This is a genomic window from Jutongia sp. SJQ-6 (genome assembly GCF_054161275.1).
In genome coordinates this window covers 670722-687619 of sequence record NZ_CP195314.1, presented here as the reverse complement: position 1 = coordinate 687619, position 16898 = coordinate 670722, and the positions used below count along the sequence as shown (strand labels likewise).

Annotated in this window: 11 protein-coding genes and 1 tRNA gene; all 12 read left to right on the top strand. The window is 43.1% G+C overall.

The window, feature by feature from the left end; translation table 11 throughout:
• Positions 1-72: 72 nt before the first annotated feature.
• The 12 genes from nadD to carB all read left to right on the top strand — a co-directional run bounded on the left by nadD (position 73) and on the right by carB (position 16851).
• Positions 73-732 carry a nicotinate-nucleotide adenylyltransferase gene (gene nadD, locus ACSAJE_RS03190; RefSeq protein ID WP_458009656.1) on the top strand — a complete coding sequence of 220 codons (660 nt, stop codon included), beginning with the start codon at positions 73-75 and terminating at the stop codon, positions 730-732.
• A gap of 2 nt (positions 733-734) precedes the next feature.
• A complete protein-coding gene (gene yqeK, locus ACSAJE_RS03185; protein WP_458009655.1) occupies positions 735-1316 on the top strand; it encodes a bis(5'-nucleosyl)-tetraphosphatase (symmetrical) YqeK in 582 nt (193 codons plus the stop codon).
• 26 nt (positions 1317-1342) lie between these two features.
• Positions 1343-1693, top strand: a complete 351-nt coding sequence (gene rsfS, locus ACSAJE_RS03180; RefSeq protein WP_022025790.1) for a ribosome silencing factor — start codon at positions 1343-1345, stop codon at positions 1691-1693.
• A gap of 211 nt (positions 1694-1904) precedes the next feature.
• A complete protein-coding gene (gene lexA / locus ACSAJE_RS03175) occupies positions 1905-2522 on the top strand; it encodes a transcriptional repressor LexA (RefSeq protein ID WP_118690467.1) in 618 nt (205 codons plus the stop codon).
• Positions 2523-2602: 80 nt separating this feature from the next.
• On the top strand, positions 2603-3577 hold the full coding sequence (gene holA, locus ACSAJE_RS03170) for a DNA polymerase III subunit delta (protein ID WP_458009654.1): 975 nt from the start codon (positions 2603-2605) through the stop codon (positions 3575-3577).
• Between the two features lie 142 nt (positions 3578-3719).
• Positions 3720-3806, top strand: a tRNA-Ser gene (locus ACSAJE_RS03165).
• Positions 3807-4252: 446 nt separating this feature from the next.
• A complete protein-coding gene (gene gltB, locus ACSAJE_RS03160) occupies positions 4253-8794 on the top strand; it encodes a glutamate synthase large subunit (protein WP_458010044.1) in 4542 nt (1513 codons plus the stop codon).
• Positions 8795-8827: 33 nt separating this feature from the next.
• Positions 8828-10309 (top strand): glutamate synthase subunit beta, encoded by a 1482-nt coding sequence (locus ACSAJE_RS03155; protein ID WP_458009653.1) that lies wholly within the window; start codon positions 8828-8830, stop codon positions 10307-10309.
• 279 nt (positions 10310-10588) lie between these two features.
• Positions 10589-11899, top strand: a complete 1311-nt coding sequence (locus ACSAJE_RS03150; protein ID WP_118690409.1) for a glutamine synthetase family protein — start codon at positions 10589-10591, stop codon at positions 11897-11899.
• A 36-nt stretch (positions 11900-11935) separates the two neighbouring features.
• Complete coding sequence (locus ACSAJE_RS03145) at positions 11936-12496, top strand: ANTAR domain-containing response regulator (RefSeq protein ID WP_458009652.1); 561 nt, start codon at positions 11936-11938, stop codon at positions 12494-12496.
• On the top strand, positions 12493-13593 hold the full coding sequence (locus ACSAJE_RS03140; RefSeq protein WP_022025781.1) for a carbamoyl phosphate synthase small subunit: 1101 nt from the start codon (positions 12493-12495) through the stop codon (positions 13591-13593). The genes ACSAJE_RS03145 and ACSAJE_RS03140 overlap by 4 nt, the downstream gene beginning before the upstream one ends.
• Positions 13594-13635: 42 nt before the next feature.
• Complete coding sequence (gene carB / locus ACSAJE_RS03135) at positions 13636-16851, top strand: carbamoyl-phosphate synthase large subunit (RefSeq protein WP_458009651.1); 3216 nt, start codon at positions 13636-13638, stop codon at positions 16849-16851.
• Positions 16852-16898 lie beyond the last annotated feature (47 nt).

The window sequence follows — 16898 nt, the reverse complement described above, 5'->3', positions numbered from 1 at the left end:
AGATCTGCAGCTAAGGGAAAGAAGTCTAAGACGGATCAAGGCACTGCAAAATATCTTTGGGGCGATAAGTAAATGTTAGTGAAGGATAGTGGAGTCACAGCCAAAAGAAAAGTTGGCATTATGGGAGGAACGTTTGATCCGATCCATAATGGGCATATGACGATGGCGAGGCAGGCAGCACTTCAGGCCTCTTTGGAATGTGTGCTATTTATGCCTACCAAGATACCTCCACATAAAGAAAGTACTAAAATAACATCGGAGTCTGTTCGGTCTCAGATGGTTCGACTGGCTGTGGCAGGAAATAATGATTTTATGTTTTCGGATTTGGAGTTACGACGCACAGGGACGACATATACTGCAGATACTCTGCAGATACTCACAAGAGAGCATCCTGAGTGTGAGTGGTACTTCATTTTGGGAGCAGATTCTTTTTTTCAATTAGAACAGTGGTATCACCCGGAAAGAATATTTGCCAATGCTATTATACTGGCTGCGGGACGGGATGATGTTCCGGCAGAGCAGATGCGTAAGCACAAGGAATATTTATGTCAAAAGTATCACGCGCGTATACAATTGATCGATATGCAGCAGATCGAGATCAGTTCTCATGAGATTCGCGAAATGATCGCGCAAGGGCATTCTGTGGATGAGATGCTTCCGCAGGCGGTTGCAGCTTACATTCACGAGCAGCGATTGTACCTGGATCCGGTGCAGGGCAGGAAAGGAAACTAGAGATGCAGCAACAGATACAAGAAATTCAAAGTAAGTTGAGTAAGAAATTATCGGAAAAACGATTTACGCATACGATAGGAGTGCTTTATACGGCAGAAGCGCTGGCAATGCGCTACGGAGAAGATTTAGATAAGGCGGCGTATGCGGCGGTATTGCACGATTGTGCAAAATATTGCAGTGGCGAGCAGATGCTTCAAAAGTGTCGTAAATACAATATTGAGATTTCAGAGGTGGAACAGAAGAATCCGTCGCTTCTTCATGCAAAACTTGGAGTCTATTATGCGAAACATCGTTACGAAATTGATGATGAGCAGATATTGGCTGCAATTCGCTGGCATACGACAGGAAGACCGGAGATGACCTTGTTGGAGAAAATAGTATTTTTGGCAGACTATATTGAGCCCAACCGCAAATTGATACCGGGACTTACACAGGTACGTCAGATAGCATTTTGTGATATTGATAAGGCAGTGTGCATGACGTTAGAAAATACAGTTTCGTATCTAAAAGGAAGCAGCCGCGGGGTGAAATGTTTTGATCCGAATACCAAACAGGCATATGAGTATTATAAACAATATCAATAAACAATCGTAGAAAGGATATAATAATTATGACAGAACAGAAAAAAATGGCAAAGATCGTATATGAGGCATTAGACGAAAAGAAAGGTTATGATATTAAATTGATCGACATTTCTGAGATTACAATGATCGCAGATTATTTTGTGATCGCAAGTGGGGACAGTACCACGCAGATCCAAGCGATGATCAATAATGTTGAGGAGCATATGCACAAAAACGGATATGCCGTAAAACGTGTCGAAGGTAATAAAAACAGTACTTGGGTATTGATGGACTTTGGCGATGTGATCGTGCACATTTTTGATAAAGAGGATCGCCTGTTTTATGATCTGGAGCGTATTTGGGCAGACGGTAAGGTGCTGCAGGCAGACTCGCTATAGTTTAACAGCCTTCAAATAGAAAATTTGTTCGGAACATTTGTTTGACACTACAGAACATATGTGTTACTCTGTTAATGATGAGACTGCCCATATCGTGTGCAGCAGTATATATAACACACATTGTTTGTTAGATGAGCAGATGCATTGTATTATGCAGAACATGCGCAGTAGATTATTTGATAGAACGAATACAGGAATTGGAGGCATATTTATGGCTAAAGGTAAAATATCTGCAAAGCAGGAAGAAATATTAGAGTATATTAAATCACAGACATTACAGCGCGGATATCCGCCGGCTGTACGTGAGATCTGTGATGCGGTACATTTGAAATCAACTTCATCTGTACACTCTCATCTCGAGACGCTGGAGAAGAATGGTTATATTCGTCGTGATCCAACGAAACCTCGTGCGATTGAGATCATTGATGATGAATTTAATCTGGCTCGAAGAGAGATCGTAAATGTTCCGGTGATTGGGGAGATTGCAGCAGGAGAACCCATTTTTGCAGAGCAGAATATCGAGGGGTATTTTCCATTACTTCCAGAGGATGTACCGACAGGAGAATCATTTATGTTGAAAGTGCGTGGAGAGAGTATGATCAATGTCGGAATCTATGATGGTGACAAGATATTGGTAAAGAAGCAGAACACTGCGAGAAATGGTGAGATTGTGGTTGCTTTAGTGGAAGACTCTGCTACGATCAAGACTTTTTATAAAGAGGATGGGCATTATCGTTTGCAACCTGAAAACGATACAATGGATCCGATCATTGTCGATCGGGTTGAGATTTTAGGTAAGCTTGCCGGATTATACAGAACATATCGTTAGCAGTAGATATGACACCAAGAAATTTCTTTACCGGAGCTCTATACTCTATAAATAAGTAGGAGAGAAAGGCGGACAGTAAGTTGCAAAAACTAAAGGCGGATATTAAGAATAGACAGTTTAAGAACTGCTATCTGTTTTATGGAGAGGAAGATTATCTCAAACGTCTTTATAGAGACAGCTTAAAGGCTGCTGTTTTAAATGGCGGAGATGATATGAACTGTACGCGGTTCCAAGGTAAAGAAACAGATGTGGTGCAGATCAAAGATCTTGCTGATACACTGCCCTTTTTTAGTGATTATCGATTGATCATTGTGGAAAATTCCGGTCTGTTTAAGTCGGCAAATGATCTTGCAGATTATCTGCCAAATATGCCGGACTCTACAATCTTACTTTTTGTGGAGAGTGAGATTGATAAACGTAACCGCCTGTATAAGTATGTCAACAAATGCGGATATGCGGTTGAAATGAAGCCGATGAACGATCGGGAGATCAAGCTGTGGACTGTAGGGATCCTCAAGCAGGCAGGAAAGCAGATGAGGGAGAATACAGCAGAGTATTTTTTGGGATTGATCGATAATGATATGTATCATGTGAAAAATGAACTGGATAAATTGATCGGTTTTGTCGGCGATCGCGATGAGATCACGAAAGAGGATGTCGATGAAATTGCGTGTGTACAAGTGAATGGACAGATTTTTCAGATGATGGATGCAGTCGCTTCCGGTGATCAGAAGCGGGCGATGAAATTGTATCGGGATCTCTTGGAACTTCGAGAGAGTGCAATGTCCATTTTGTACTTGTTATCGAGACACTTTAATATATTACTGCAGATAAATGATTTAGGGAGTGGAGTCCCAAAGGGAGAAATTGCACGAAAAGTTGGAATTCCGCCCTTTTCTGTGGGGAGATACCAAAGTCAGAGTCGTCATTTTTCGACAGCGAAGCTTAAGGAAATGCTGGAACAGTGTGTAGAGACAGAATATCTGTTTAAGCGTGGACGGATTGAGGATCAAATAGGTGTAGAATTATTGTTAGTACAATTTACGAAGCAGTAATTTTGACAGATGAAAATACTTATGATATAATACTCGAAGTGTGCTCAATTTACGAGCTTCTTTGAAACTTCATTATATGCTGTGAATCGTGTACAATGATTCAGGATAATGAGTCTTACTGAGCTTTAAGGGCTATATATATGGAGAGTTGTCCGAGAGGTCGAAGGTGCATCACTCGAAATGATGTGTCGGTGAGAACTGACCGAGGGTTCGAATCCCTCACTCTCCGTTTCATGTTATGAAATTTTATAGATCGGTGTTACGCTTTAAGAGTGTAACATCGATCTTTTGTATTATGGGATTAAGGCGTCAAAGGTCCTTGATCATCATAAAACAATGCTTTGTTTTCTTATTGAAATAAAATGATCAATTGAAAATGGAGGAACTTTATGAATGGGCACAAAAGAAAAATAAGTAAAACAATTATTTACTTTAGAAAACAAATAAAACATATAAATTCACAAAATAATATTGCTTTTTTGAGAAAAAAACCGTATAATATCAACAAGTTGATGAACAAAGGGGTTCAGCAATGAGAGAATTCATGGGCTTTTCCTGAAGTGGAAAGAGCTTGCGTGTGGTCTCTGTTGCTGGACTCCTTTTTTGTTGGATAGGAGGAATAACATGGCTAAGGAAAAAGCGAGAAACAATGCGCAATCTGAAATTGCAAAGGCAATGCAGGTGGTCGATCATGAAAAAAGAGGACTTTATGATCCTCGTTTTGAACATGATAACTGTGGTATCGGTGCAATCGTCAATATTAAAGGTAACAAGACGCATGATACCGTTTCGGGAGCATTGGACATTGTAGAGAAACTGGAACATCGTGCCGGCAAAGATGCAGAAGGAAAAACCGGTGATGGTGTTGGTATTTTATTACAGATCTCCCACAATTTCTTTAAGAAAGCGGTTGCTCCATTAGGAATTGAGCTTGGAGAAGAGCGGGATTATGGTATTGGAATGTTTTTCTTCCCACAGGATGAATTGAAGAAAAATCAGGCAAAGAAGATGTTTGAGGTCATCGTCGAAAAAGAGGGACTGGAATTTTTAGGATGGCGTGAAGTTCCGGTATCGCCAAAGGTGTTAGGACATAAGGCGTTAGAGTGCATGCCATGCATCATGCAGGCATTTGTAAAGCGTCCGGAAGATGTGGAACGAGGCTTAGACTTCGATAGAATGTTATATGTAGTGAGACGTGTATTCGAACAGAGTAACGATGATACCTATGTCGTATCGTTTTCCAGTAGAACGATCGTATATAAAGGAATGTTTTTGGTGGGACAGCTTCGTTTGTTCTTTGAAGATCTGCAAAGTCAGGAATATCAATCTGCGATAGCAATTGTTCATTCTCGTTTTAGTACGAACACAAACCCAAGCTGGATGAGAGCACATCCGAATCGTTTTATCGTTCATAATGGTGAGATTAACACGATTGTCGGTAATGCTGATAAAATGTTAGCGCGTGAAGAGACAATGGAAAGTCATTATCTCGCTAATGAGTTTAGCAAGGTGCTTCCGGTCGTTAATCCGAACGGATCTGATTCCGCCAGACTTGATAACACATTGGAGTTTTTGGTAATGAGTGGTATGGAACTTCCACTTGCTGTTATGATCACAATACCGGAACCGTGGGAAAATGATATGAGTGTAAGTCAGAAAAAGAGAGACTTTTATCAGTACTATGCAACGATGATGGAGCCATGGGATGGACCGGCTTCTATCTTGTTTTCCGATGGTGATTATATGGGTGCCGTACTCGACAGAAACGGACTCCGCCCATCTAGATATTACATTACGACAGATGATCAGTTGATCTTATCTTCTGAAGTTGGTGTATTTGAAATTCCACCGGAAAAAATCGTGAAGAAAGACCGCCTTCGTCCGGGACGTATGCTTTTGGTTGATACAGTCAAGGGTGAATTGATTGACGATGATGTATTAAAAGAGCAGTATGCGTCTCGTCAGCCATATGGCGAATGGTTATATAATAATTTGATCACTCTTCAGGAAATCCATATTCCAAATCAAAAAGTAGAGCAGATGAGTGACGAGGAAAGAGTTCGTCTGCAAAAAGCATTCGGATATACTTTTGAGGAATATAAGACATCTATCCTGCCGATGGCACAAAATGGAGCAGAGCCGATCGGAGCGATGGGTACAGATACGCCGTTGCCGATGCTTTCTGAGAAACCGCAGCCATTATTTAACTATTTTAAGCAGTTATTTGCACAGGTAACAAATCCGCCGATCGATGCGATCCGTGAGGAGATTGTAACTTCTACGAGTGTTTATATTGGACAGGATGGTAATCTGTTAGAGGAAAAGGCAGAAAACTGCAAAATGCTCAAGATCAAAAATCCAATCCTTACAGATACGGATCTTCTTAAGATCAAGACACTGAATAAAGATGGATTTAAGGTGGAAGAGATTCCGATCACGTATTATAAAAATACATCATTAAAAAAGGCGTTGGATCGTCTTTGCTTAGAGGCAGACCGTGCGTATAAAGAGGGCGCAAATATTTTGATCCTGACAGACCGTGGTGTAGATGAAAATCACGTTGCGATCCCGTCTCTGCTGGCTACGGCAACGATGCAGCATCACTTGGTAACAACCAAGAAAAGAACAAGCGTTGATATGATACTTGAGACAGCAGAACCAAGAGAAGTGCATCATTTTGCAACTTTATTGGGTTATGGTGCAAGTGCTATTAATCCGTATCTTGCACATAGCACGATCAAGGAATTGATCGACAATGGAATGCTGGACAAAGATTATTATGCAGCAGTAGATGATTACGATGCAGCTGTCTTACATGGCATTGTAAAAATTGCCTCTAAAATGGGTATTTCAACAATTCAATCTTATCAGGGATCAAAGATCTTTGAGGCGATTGGTATTGATCAGGATGTAATTGAAAAATATTTTACGAATACAGTTAGCTGTGTGGGTGGAATTACTTTGGAAGATATCCAAAATCAGGTAGATGAACTTCATTCTTCTGCATTTGATCCGTTAGGACTTCGCGTAGACTTGAATTTGGAGAGCAGAGGACAGCATAAGGCAAGAGGCGGTAAAGAAGCCTATCTTTATAATCCGGAAACGATCCATTTGCTGCAGCAATCAACGTGGACAGGAAGTTATGATCTGTTTAAGCAGTATACCAAGACTGTTGATGAAAAAGAAAACAAGATGACCCTGCGCAGTATGCTTGACTTCAAGTTCCCGAAGAAAGGCATTCCAATCGATGAAGTTGAGAGTGTGGACGAGATTGTGAAGCGTTTTAAGACCGGAGCAATGTCTTATGGATCTATTTCTCAAGAAGCACACGAGACGTTGGCAATCGCTATGAATCGTTTGCATGGTAAGTCCAATAGTGGCGAGGGCGGTGAGAGTCTGGAACGTCTTGAGACAGCCGGTGCCCCGGACAGCAGATGCTCTGCGATCAAGCAGGTGGCATCAGGACGATTTGGTGTCACTTCCCGTTATTTGGTAAGTGCTAAGGAGATTCAGATTAAGATGGCACAGGGCGCTAAGCCGGGTGAAGGTGGTCATTTGCCGGGTGGTAAAGTGTATCCTTGGATCGCCAAGACAAGACATTCAACACCTGGTGTCAGCTTGATCTCCCCACCACCGCATCATGATATTTATTCGATCGAAGATCTGGCACAGTTGATCTACGATCTGAAAAACAGTAATAAAGATGCCAGAATTTCTGTTAAACTGGTTTCTGAAGCAGGTGTCGGAACTGTCGCAGCCGGTGTTGCCAAAGCCGGAGCTGCAGTTATCTTGATCTCCGGATATGATGGAGGTACCGGAGCAGCACCGAGAAGTTCGATCTACAATGCCGGACTTCCTTGGGAACTGGGACTTGCAGAGACTCACCAGACATTGATCATGAATGGCCTTCGATCCCGTGTTATGATCGAGACAGATGGTAAATTAATGACCGGTCGTGATGTTCTCGTGGCAGCATTGCTCGGCGCAGAGGAATATGGTTTTGCAACAGCTCCGTTAGTTACTATGGGTTGTGTCATGATGCGTGTCTGCAATCTTGATACTTGTCCTGTAGGTGTTGCAACACAGAATCCGGAACTTCGTAAGCGTTTTATGGGCAAACCGGAATACGTTGAGAATTTTATGCGTTTTATTGCGCAGGAACTTCGCGAATATATGGCAGCACTTGGAATTCGCAAGGTCAATGATCTGATCGGACGTACTGATCTGCTGAAGATCAAGGATGGTGAAGAAGAGAAGGCAAAACACATTGATCTTAGTGCGATACTGGATGCAAGTTTTGCGGGTGAGCGCAAAGAAAATAAATTTAATCCAAAAAATAAATTTGATTTCGAACTTGAGAAGACAATGGACGAAAAGGTGTTCCTTCCTAAGTTGAAAACAGCATTGGAGACTGGTGAAAAAGCTAAGATTTCCGTGAATGTTACGAACTTAAACCGCTCCCTGGGAACGATTCTCGGCTCTGAGATCACCAAGAGGTTCCATGAAGGATTGGAAGCAGATACGATCACTGTAGAATGCCATGGCAGCGGTGGACAGAGTTTTGGAGCATTTATTCCAAAAGGACTTAAATTGGAGTTGATTGGTGATTCCAACGATTATATGGGAAAAGGTTTATCCGGTGGAACAATCGTTGTCTATCCTGAGAAAGGATCTAATTTTAAGGCAGAGGATAACATTATTATCGGTAACGTTGCACTGTATGGAGCAACCAGCGGTAAAGCATTTATTAATGGTATCGCCGGAGAACGTTTTTGTGTCAGAAATTCTGGTGCAACGGCTGTTGTAGAGGGTGTCGGTGATCACGGATGTGAGTACATGACCGGTGGACGTGTCGTCGTACTGGGACCGACGGGCAAGAACTTTGCAGCCGGAATGAGCGGCGGTGTTGCTTATGTTTTGGATGAAAACAGTGACCTTTATCTGAAGTTAAACAAGGAACTGGTATCCAGCGAACCGGTAACGGATAAATATGATGTCTTAGATCTGAAAGCAATGATCGAAGAACATGTTGCTGCAACAGGTTCCGAAAAGGGACAGATGGTGTTAGATCACTTTAGCGAGTATCTTCCGAAATTTAAGAAGATTATCTCTTATGACTATAGTAGAATGTTGCAATTGATCGCTCAGATGGAAGAGAGAGGTTTAAGCTATGAACAGGCACAGATCGAAGCATTCTACGCACACAAGAACCAGTAAACAGGCATAAGTTAAAAGATGGAGGAAAAAGCGATGGGAAAACCTACGGGATTTATGGAATATGAACGAAAAGACAATGCGGCAATAGAACCGCTAGAGCGCATCAAAAACTTTAATGAATTTCATGCACCAATGCGTGAAAAAGACCGTAAAGAGCAGGCAGCACGTTGTATGAACTGTGGAGTGCCGTTTTGCCAGTCGGGCATGATGATCGGTGGAATGGCCTCCGGATGCCCTCTGAATAATCTGGTTCCGGAGTGGAATGATCTGATCTACCGTGGCAACTATGAGAAAGCTCTGCAAATGCTGCGTCAGACGAATAACTTTCCGGAATTTACATCAAGAGTGTGTCCTGCCTTATGTGAAGCAGCTTGTACCTGCGGTTTGCATGATACACCGGTCACTTGCAAGGCGAACGAAAATTATATTGTGGAGTATGGATATCGACATGGCTTAATGGAAGCAAATCCACCAAAGGTACGTACCGGAAAGAAGATTGCGATCGTTGGATCAGGCCCTTCCGGACTTGCGGCAGCAGATCAGTTAAACAAACGTGGTCACAGTGTTACGGTTTATGAGAGAAACGATCATATCGGAGGCTTACTGATGTATGGCATTCCAAATATGAAATTGGAAAAATGGGTGATCGACCGTAAGCAGAAAGTCATGGAGAAGGAAGGTATCAGATTTGTTGTCAATGCGAATGTCGGCAAAGATATTAAAGCGTCCGATCTGTTGCAGCAGTATGACAGTGTGATCTTATGCTGCGGTGCATCCAATCCGAGAGATATTAAGGCTCCGGGGCGTGAGGCAGATGGCATTTATTTTGCAGTTGACTTTTTGACGCGTTCTACCAAAAACGTATTAACCGGTGAAAAGAAAAACTGGGTCAACACCAAAGGAAAAAATGTCGTAGTGATCGGTGGTGGAGATACCGGTAATGATTGTGTTGGTACGGCGGTACGTCAGGGTGCAAAGAGTGTCGTACAGATTGAGATGATGCCAAAACTTCCGGATCAGAGAGCACAGAATAACCCATGGCCTGAGTGGCCAAGAGTCTGCAAGACAGATTATGGTCAGGAAGAGGCAATCGCTGTATATGGACAGGATCCACGTATTTATCAGGCAACCGTTAAGGAATTTATAGCCGATAAAAACGGCAAGCTTAAGAAAGTTAAGCTTGTCAAACTGGAGCCGAAAAAGGATCCTAAGACCGGACGAATGAATATGACAGAGATCGCCGGCAGTGAGTTTGAGATCCCGGCAGACTTCGTGTTGATTGCAGCCGGTTTCTTGGGAACACAGGATTATATCGCAAAAGCGTTTGGCGTAAAACTGAATGCCCGTACTAATGTGGAGACGGAACCGGGCAGCTACAAGACAAATGTAGATAAAGTATATACGGCCGGTGATATGCACCGTGGACAGTCATTAGTCGTATGGGGTATCAACGAGGGACGTCATGTCGCCAAAGAGGTAGATAAGGCGCTCATGGGCTATACCAATCTGGAATAGTTCGAAAGAAGCCTGCAAAGCATTTCCTTGCTTTGATAAGATTATGTGGACTTTAGTCCCCTGATCTTTTATAACAAAATCCAACAAGAAGAGCGTCGCACTTTCAAAAAGTGTTGACGCTCTTCTCATTTATAGGTATAATAGGATGAATGTGTAAATTGGTATAATAGGGTCAAAAAATATACGGTTTTATATCAGTTCTATAACAGAGAAAAACCGTATGGAAAAGACATAGTTAGCATGATGAGCCCCTTACACAGGCGCAGAATGGAGGACATGATGGCAAAGTATACCAGACAGGATATACTGGATTTGATTGAAGAAGAAGATGTTAAGTTTATACGACTTCAGTTTACCGATATTGCCGGTAATCTGAAAAATACGGCAACAACAGTTGATCAGATCGACAAGATCCTAAGCGGTCGGTGTCGATTTAACTGTGCAGCGGTAGACGGATTCCGTGGTGTTGGCTATGAAGAACTGTTTTTGGTTCCGGATTTGGATACGTTTGTAACTTTTCCGTGGAGACCACAGAACGGCAAAGTGGCACGTTTTATTTGTGACATTGTTAAGCCGGATGGTACTCCGTTTAAGGGAAGCAGCCGTTATATTCTAAAAAAGGTCATCGCAGAGGCAGAGCAGATGGGATATACACTTGATGTAGGTATCAAGCATGAATTCTTCCTGTTCGATCTGGATGAAAATGGAGAGCCGACCAATCAGTCATCCGAACGGGGCGGCTATTTTGATGTTGGGCCTTCTGATGGCGGTGAGAATACAAGACGTGACATGGTATTATATTTGGCAGACATGGGCATTGAAGTGGAAAGCTCCTATCATTCGGATGAGGCGGCGCAACATGCTTTGGAGATGGCACACGATAATGCACTGACAGTAGCGGATAATATCATGACGACTCGTCTGGTAGTACGAACTGTCGCAAAACGACATGGTGTACATGCAACGTTCATGCCGAAGCCTCGTAAGCATGTCAAAGGTTCTGGTGCGCATTTTACGTTTTCATTGAGCAAAAATGGCAAGAACATCTTTTGCAGCGACAGTGATGAACATGGCATTAGCGCGGATGGGTATCAGTTTATGGCGGGAATGCTTCGTCATATGAAGGGGATGAGCCTGATCACAAATCCAATCGTGAACTCCTATAAGCGCTTGATACCGGGATATTTAGCACCGGTTGCGGTTGGCTGGTCGTTTACCAATGATAGTCCACTGATCCGCTTAACGTCGATTGGTGGAGACGGGGCGCGTATCGTGTTGCGCAGTCCGGATGGGGCTTCTAATCCATATCTCGTGATTGCAGCCTGTCTGGCAGCAGGATTGCAAGGGATCCGAGAGGGCTTGGTTCCACCGCGGTCAATGGAAGAAAGTGAAGGAGAGAACAATCCACAGGGCAATCTTCCGCGAACCCTGCATGAAGCTGTTAAACAGTTTGAACAGGATGAGCTGTTAAATAGTGTGTTAGAAAGCCACATTAAGAATCACATGATCCACACCAAAGAGGCAGAGTGGAATGAGTACTGCAAGCAGGTAACACTTTGGGAAAGAGAGAAATATCTGGGAACGATATAAACATTCTTAAAGCGTGATAGGAGGTTTGCTGACAGCATGGCAGATATTATTATCGCTTTTCCAAAGATTGAAGATGCTAAAAATCTTCGGCGGATTTTGAATAAAAATGGTCATGATGTCACCCTTGTGTGTGACAGTGGGGCACAGATTGTAAGTGCTGTAAATTCGCTTGATGGCGGAATTGTTATTTGTGGTTATCGCTTCTCGGATATGCATTATTCCGAGATTCACGAATATCTCCCTAAGGGGTTTCAGATGTTATTGCTGGCATCACCGGTAAAACTGGCAGACTGCGATGTGCGCGGTCTGATGGCACTACCGATGCCCTTTAAGGTACAGGATCTGATGAGCACCTTGGAAATAATGCTATCACAGTATTATCGATGGCGTAAGAAGCAAAAGAAAAAGCCAAAGGCACGCTCTGAGCAGGATCAGAAAAAGATCGTTACGGCAAAAGAGCTGTTAATGGATCGAAACCACATAACAGAAGAGGAAGCACATCACTATATACAAAAAATAAGTATGGACAGTGGTACCAACATGGTTGAGACTGCTGAAATGATACTAGAACTGAACGGAAAGGAATGGGATCTATGATGACAAAAGCGTTTTTGATCTTAGAAGACGGAACTGTCTTTGAAGGTAAAAGTATGGGAGCACAGAAAGAAGTGATCAGTGAAATTGTATTTAATACATCGATGACTGGTTATTTGGAGGTACTGACTGATCCTAGTTATGCAGGGCAGGCAGTAACGATGACTTATCCTTTGATTGGTAATTATGGCGTATGTTATGCAGATATGGAGTCGAAAAAAGGCTGGCCGGATGGTTTTATCGTAAGAGAGTTATCCCGTATGCCGAGCAATTTCCGTTCGGAAGATTCGATACAGCATTTCTTGGAAGAAAATGATATTCCGGGAATTTACGGAATTGATACCCGTGCTTTAACGAAGATCTTGCGTGAAAAGGGAACGATGAATGGAATGATCACCACAAATGAGAATTATGATCTGGAGGAAATTTTACCAAAGCTCAAAGATTATAAAGTGGTTGGTGTAGTAGAAAAAGTATCCTGCAAAGAGAAAGAAACGTACAAACCGGGAGATATCGGCTCTGAGGAAGTGCCGGTAGAGCGAAAAGTGGTTGTGATCGATGTTGGAACGAAGAAGAATATTATACGCTGTCTGTTAAATCGTGGATGCGAAGTTACTGTTTATCCACAGAATTTTGCGGCACAGGATGTTATCGCAGAGCAGCCGGACGGCATTATGATCACTAATGGACCGGGAGATCCTTCCGAGTGTACGGCAGTGATCGAGCAGATCCGCGTTTTGGCAGGATCCGGTATTCCGATCTTTGCGATTTGTTTGGGACATCAGTTGATGGCACTTGCACATGATGCTAAAACCTATAAAATGAAATATGGACACCGCGGTGCGAATCATCCGGTAAAGAATCTGGAAACAGGAAAGGTATATATTTCATCACAGAACCATGGATATGTGGTTGATGCAGACTCCATTGACAAGTCGGTGGCAGAGCCGTGGTTTATCAATGTCAATGATAAAACCGTAGAGGGCCTTTTGTACTTAAATGAACCGATCAAAACGGTACAGTTTCATCCGGAGGCGAATGCGGGCCCAAAGGATTCCGAACTGCTCTTTGATGAGTTTATGAAAATGATGAGTAAATAATAGACACAGTCAATAAAATACAAAAAGAAATGAGGTTTTCGTATGCCAAAGTTAGAAGGAATTAAGCGAGTATTAGTAATAGGTTCCGGTCCGATCATTATCGGACAGGCTGCTGAGTTTGATTATGCCGGAACGCAGGCGTGCCGCTCTTTGAAAGAAGAGGGCATGGAGGTTATTTTAGTAAACTCCAATCCGGCGACGATCATGACGGATAAAGATATTGCAGATAAAGTATATATCGAGCCTCTTACGGTTGAAGTGCTCGAACACATTATTGAGGTTGAGAAGCCGGACAGTCTTTTGCCGAATATGGGTGGGCAGGCCGGACTGAACTTAGGAATGGAATTAGCAGAGTCCGGATTTTTAGAGTCTCATGGCGTGAAACTTCTCGGAACAACAGCGGAGACGATCCGTAATGCAGAGGGACGCCAGGAATTTAAGGATATGATGGAGCGCATCGGTGAGCCTTGTGCACCATCTGAATTGGTGGAAAATATTGAAGACGGCGTTGCGTTTGCTGAAAAGATCGGTTATCCGGTGGTTCTTCGTCCGGCGTACACCTTGGGTGGTTCCGGCGGTGGTATTGCACATAACCGCGAAGAATTGGAGGAGATCTTATCAAATGGACTTCGTCTTTCTCGTGTAGGACAGGTGCTTGTTGAGCGCTGCATCGCCGGTTGGAAAGAGATAGAGTATGAAGTTATGCGTGACAGCAACGGAACCTGTATTACGGTATGTAATATGGAGAACTTAGATCCGGTTGGTGTACATACCGGTGATAGTATCGTTGTTGCACCATCACAGACGTTGTCGGATAAAGAGTATCAGATGCTTCGTACTTCTGCACTTCGTATTATTGATGAACTTGGTATTACCGGTGGATGTAACGTACAGTTCGCCTTACATCCGACCTCTTTTGAATATATTGTTATCGAGGTAAACCCTCGTGTGAGCCGTTCTTCTGCATTAGCATCAAAGGCAACCGGATATCCGATCGCCAAAGTATCTGCGAAGATCGCGCTGGGATACACATTAGATGAGATCCCGAACGCGGTAACAGGTAAGACGTATGCTAGTTTTGAGCCGGCACTTGATTATGTGGTTGTCAAGATTCCAAGACTTCCTTTTGATAAATTTATTACGGCAAAACGTACATTGACAACACAGATGAAAGCAACCGGAGAGGTTATGAGTATCTGTACCAGCTTTGAGGGTGGATTGATGAAAGCACTTCGTTCTCTGGCACAGCATGTGGACTGCTTAGAAACCGGTGATTATGATAATATGTCTGATGAGGAAGTATTAGAACAGCTTCATGTAGTTGATGACCGCCGCATTTACTTGATCGCAGAGATTCTTCGCCGTGGTATTGCAGGTTATGATCGTATCCACGAGGTCACAATGATCGATGAATGGTTCATTGATAAGATCGCGATCTTAGTGGAAATGGAAAAGAAGATCAAAGCTTGTGGAGGCAAGTTAGATAAAGAACTTCTCAAAGAGGCAAAGCGTATGGAATTCCCGGATAACGTGATCGCACGTTGGACAGGAAAAACAGAAGAGGAGATCAAGAACCTTCGCTATGAGTATGGTATCACCGCAGCGTTTAAGATGGTAGATACCTGCGCAGCAGAATTTGCTTCCGAAACGCCGTATTATTACAGCTGTTTTGATGGCGAAAACGAAGTGGAAGATAACCACGAACGCAAAAAGATCATGGTACTCGGTTCCGGCCCGATCCGAATCGGACAGGGTATCGAGTTTGACTATTGCTCTGTACACAGTGTGTGGGCGTTGTCGCAGGAAGGTTATGAGACGATCATTGTAAATAACAATCCTGAGACGGTAAGTACAGACTTTGATATCGCTGATAAATTGTATTTTGAGCCGTTGACACCAGAGGATGTTGAGAATATCGTTCGTTTGGAAAAACCGGATGGAGCAGTTGTGCAGTTCGGTGGACAGACAGCGATCAACCTGACAGAATCCTTGATGAAAATGGGCGTTAAAATATTAGGAACCAGCGCAAAGAACGTTGATGCTGCGGAGGATAGAGAACTTTTTGATGATATTTTGGAGGAGTGCTGCATTCCTCGTGCAAAGGGTGACACTGTCTTTACAACAGAAGAAGCGCTTAAGGTAGCTAATGAACTTGGATATCCGGTGCTTATCCGTCCTTCCTATGTATTAGGGGGACAGGGTATGCAGATTGCCGTGAATGATAAGGATATTGTAGAATTTATGGCAGTGATCAACCGTTATCATCAGGAGCATCCGATCCTTATTGATAAATATCTGATGGGCAAGGAGATCGAAGTGGATGCGGTATGTGATGGCGAGGATATTTTGATCCCTGGAATTATGGAGCACATTGAGCGTGCAGGTATTCATTCCGGAGATAGTATCTCTGTTTATCCGGCACAGACAATTTCTGAAAAGATTCAGAATGTGCTTGTTGACTATACAAGAAAATTAGCGCGTTCACTGCATGTTATTGGATTGATCAACATTCAGTTTATCGTATATCAGGATGAGGTATATGTGATCGAAGTAAATCCTCGTTCCAGCCGAACCGTTCCATATATCAGTAAAGTGACGGGTATCCCGATCGTTGATCTGGCCTCTCGTGTGATCCTTGGTGCGAAGATCAGAGATCTTGGTTATGAGCCGGGGCTTGCACCAAAGGCAGCATATTTGGCAATTAAGATGCCGGTATTCTCCTTCGAAAAGCTTCGCGGCGCGGAGATCAGCTTGGGACCGGAAATGAAATCTACCGGTGAGTGTCTGGGTATTGCCAAGACGTTTAATGAGGCGTTGTATAAAGCATTCTTAGGCGCAGGCGTTGATCTTCCAAAGCATAAAAAGATGATACTCAGCGTGAAGGATGCGGATAAGTTAGAGGCTGTCGATATTGCACGTCGTTTCAAGGCTCTTGGATATGAGATCTTTGCAACAAGAAATACTGCCAGAGTATTAAATGAGCATGGCGTACAGGTTGTGGCTGTAAACCGTATCAATGAAGAGTCACCGACACTGATGGATCTGCTGTTAGAGCATCAGATCGATCTGGTTATCGATACACCAACGCACGGCGATAAGTTAAAGGATGGCTTCCTGATCCGCCGTACAGCAATTGAGACCGGTGTAAATTGTTTAACATCTTTGGATACGGCAGATGCACTGCTTACCAGTTTGGAAAACGAGGAAGATAAGTTATCTATCGTCGATATTGCTACAATTTCAGAAGGTGCGAAATAAGACGTTCGTGCTAAGCGGGCCGTTTTAGAAGAAGTATGAAATCAATA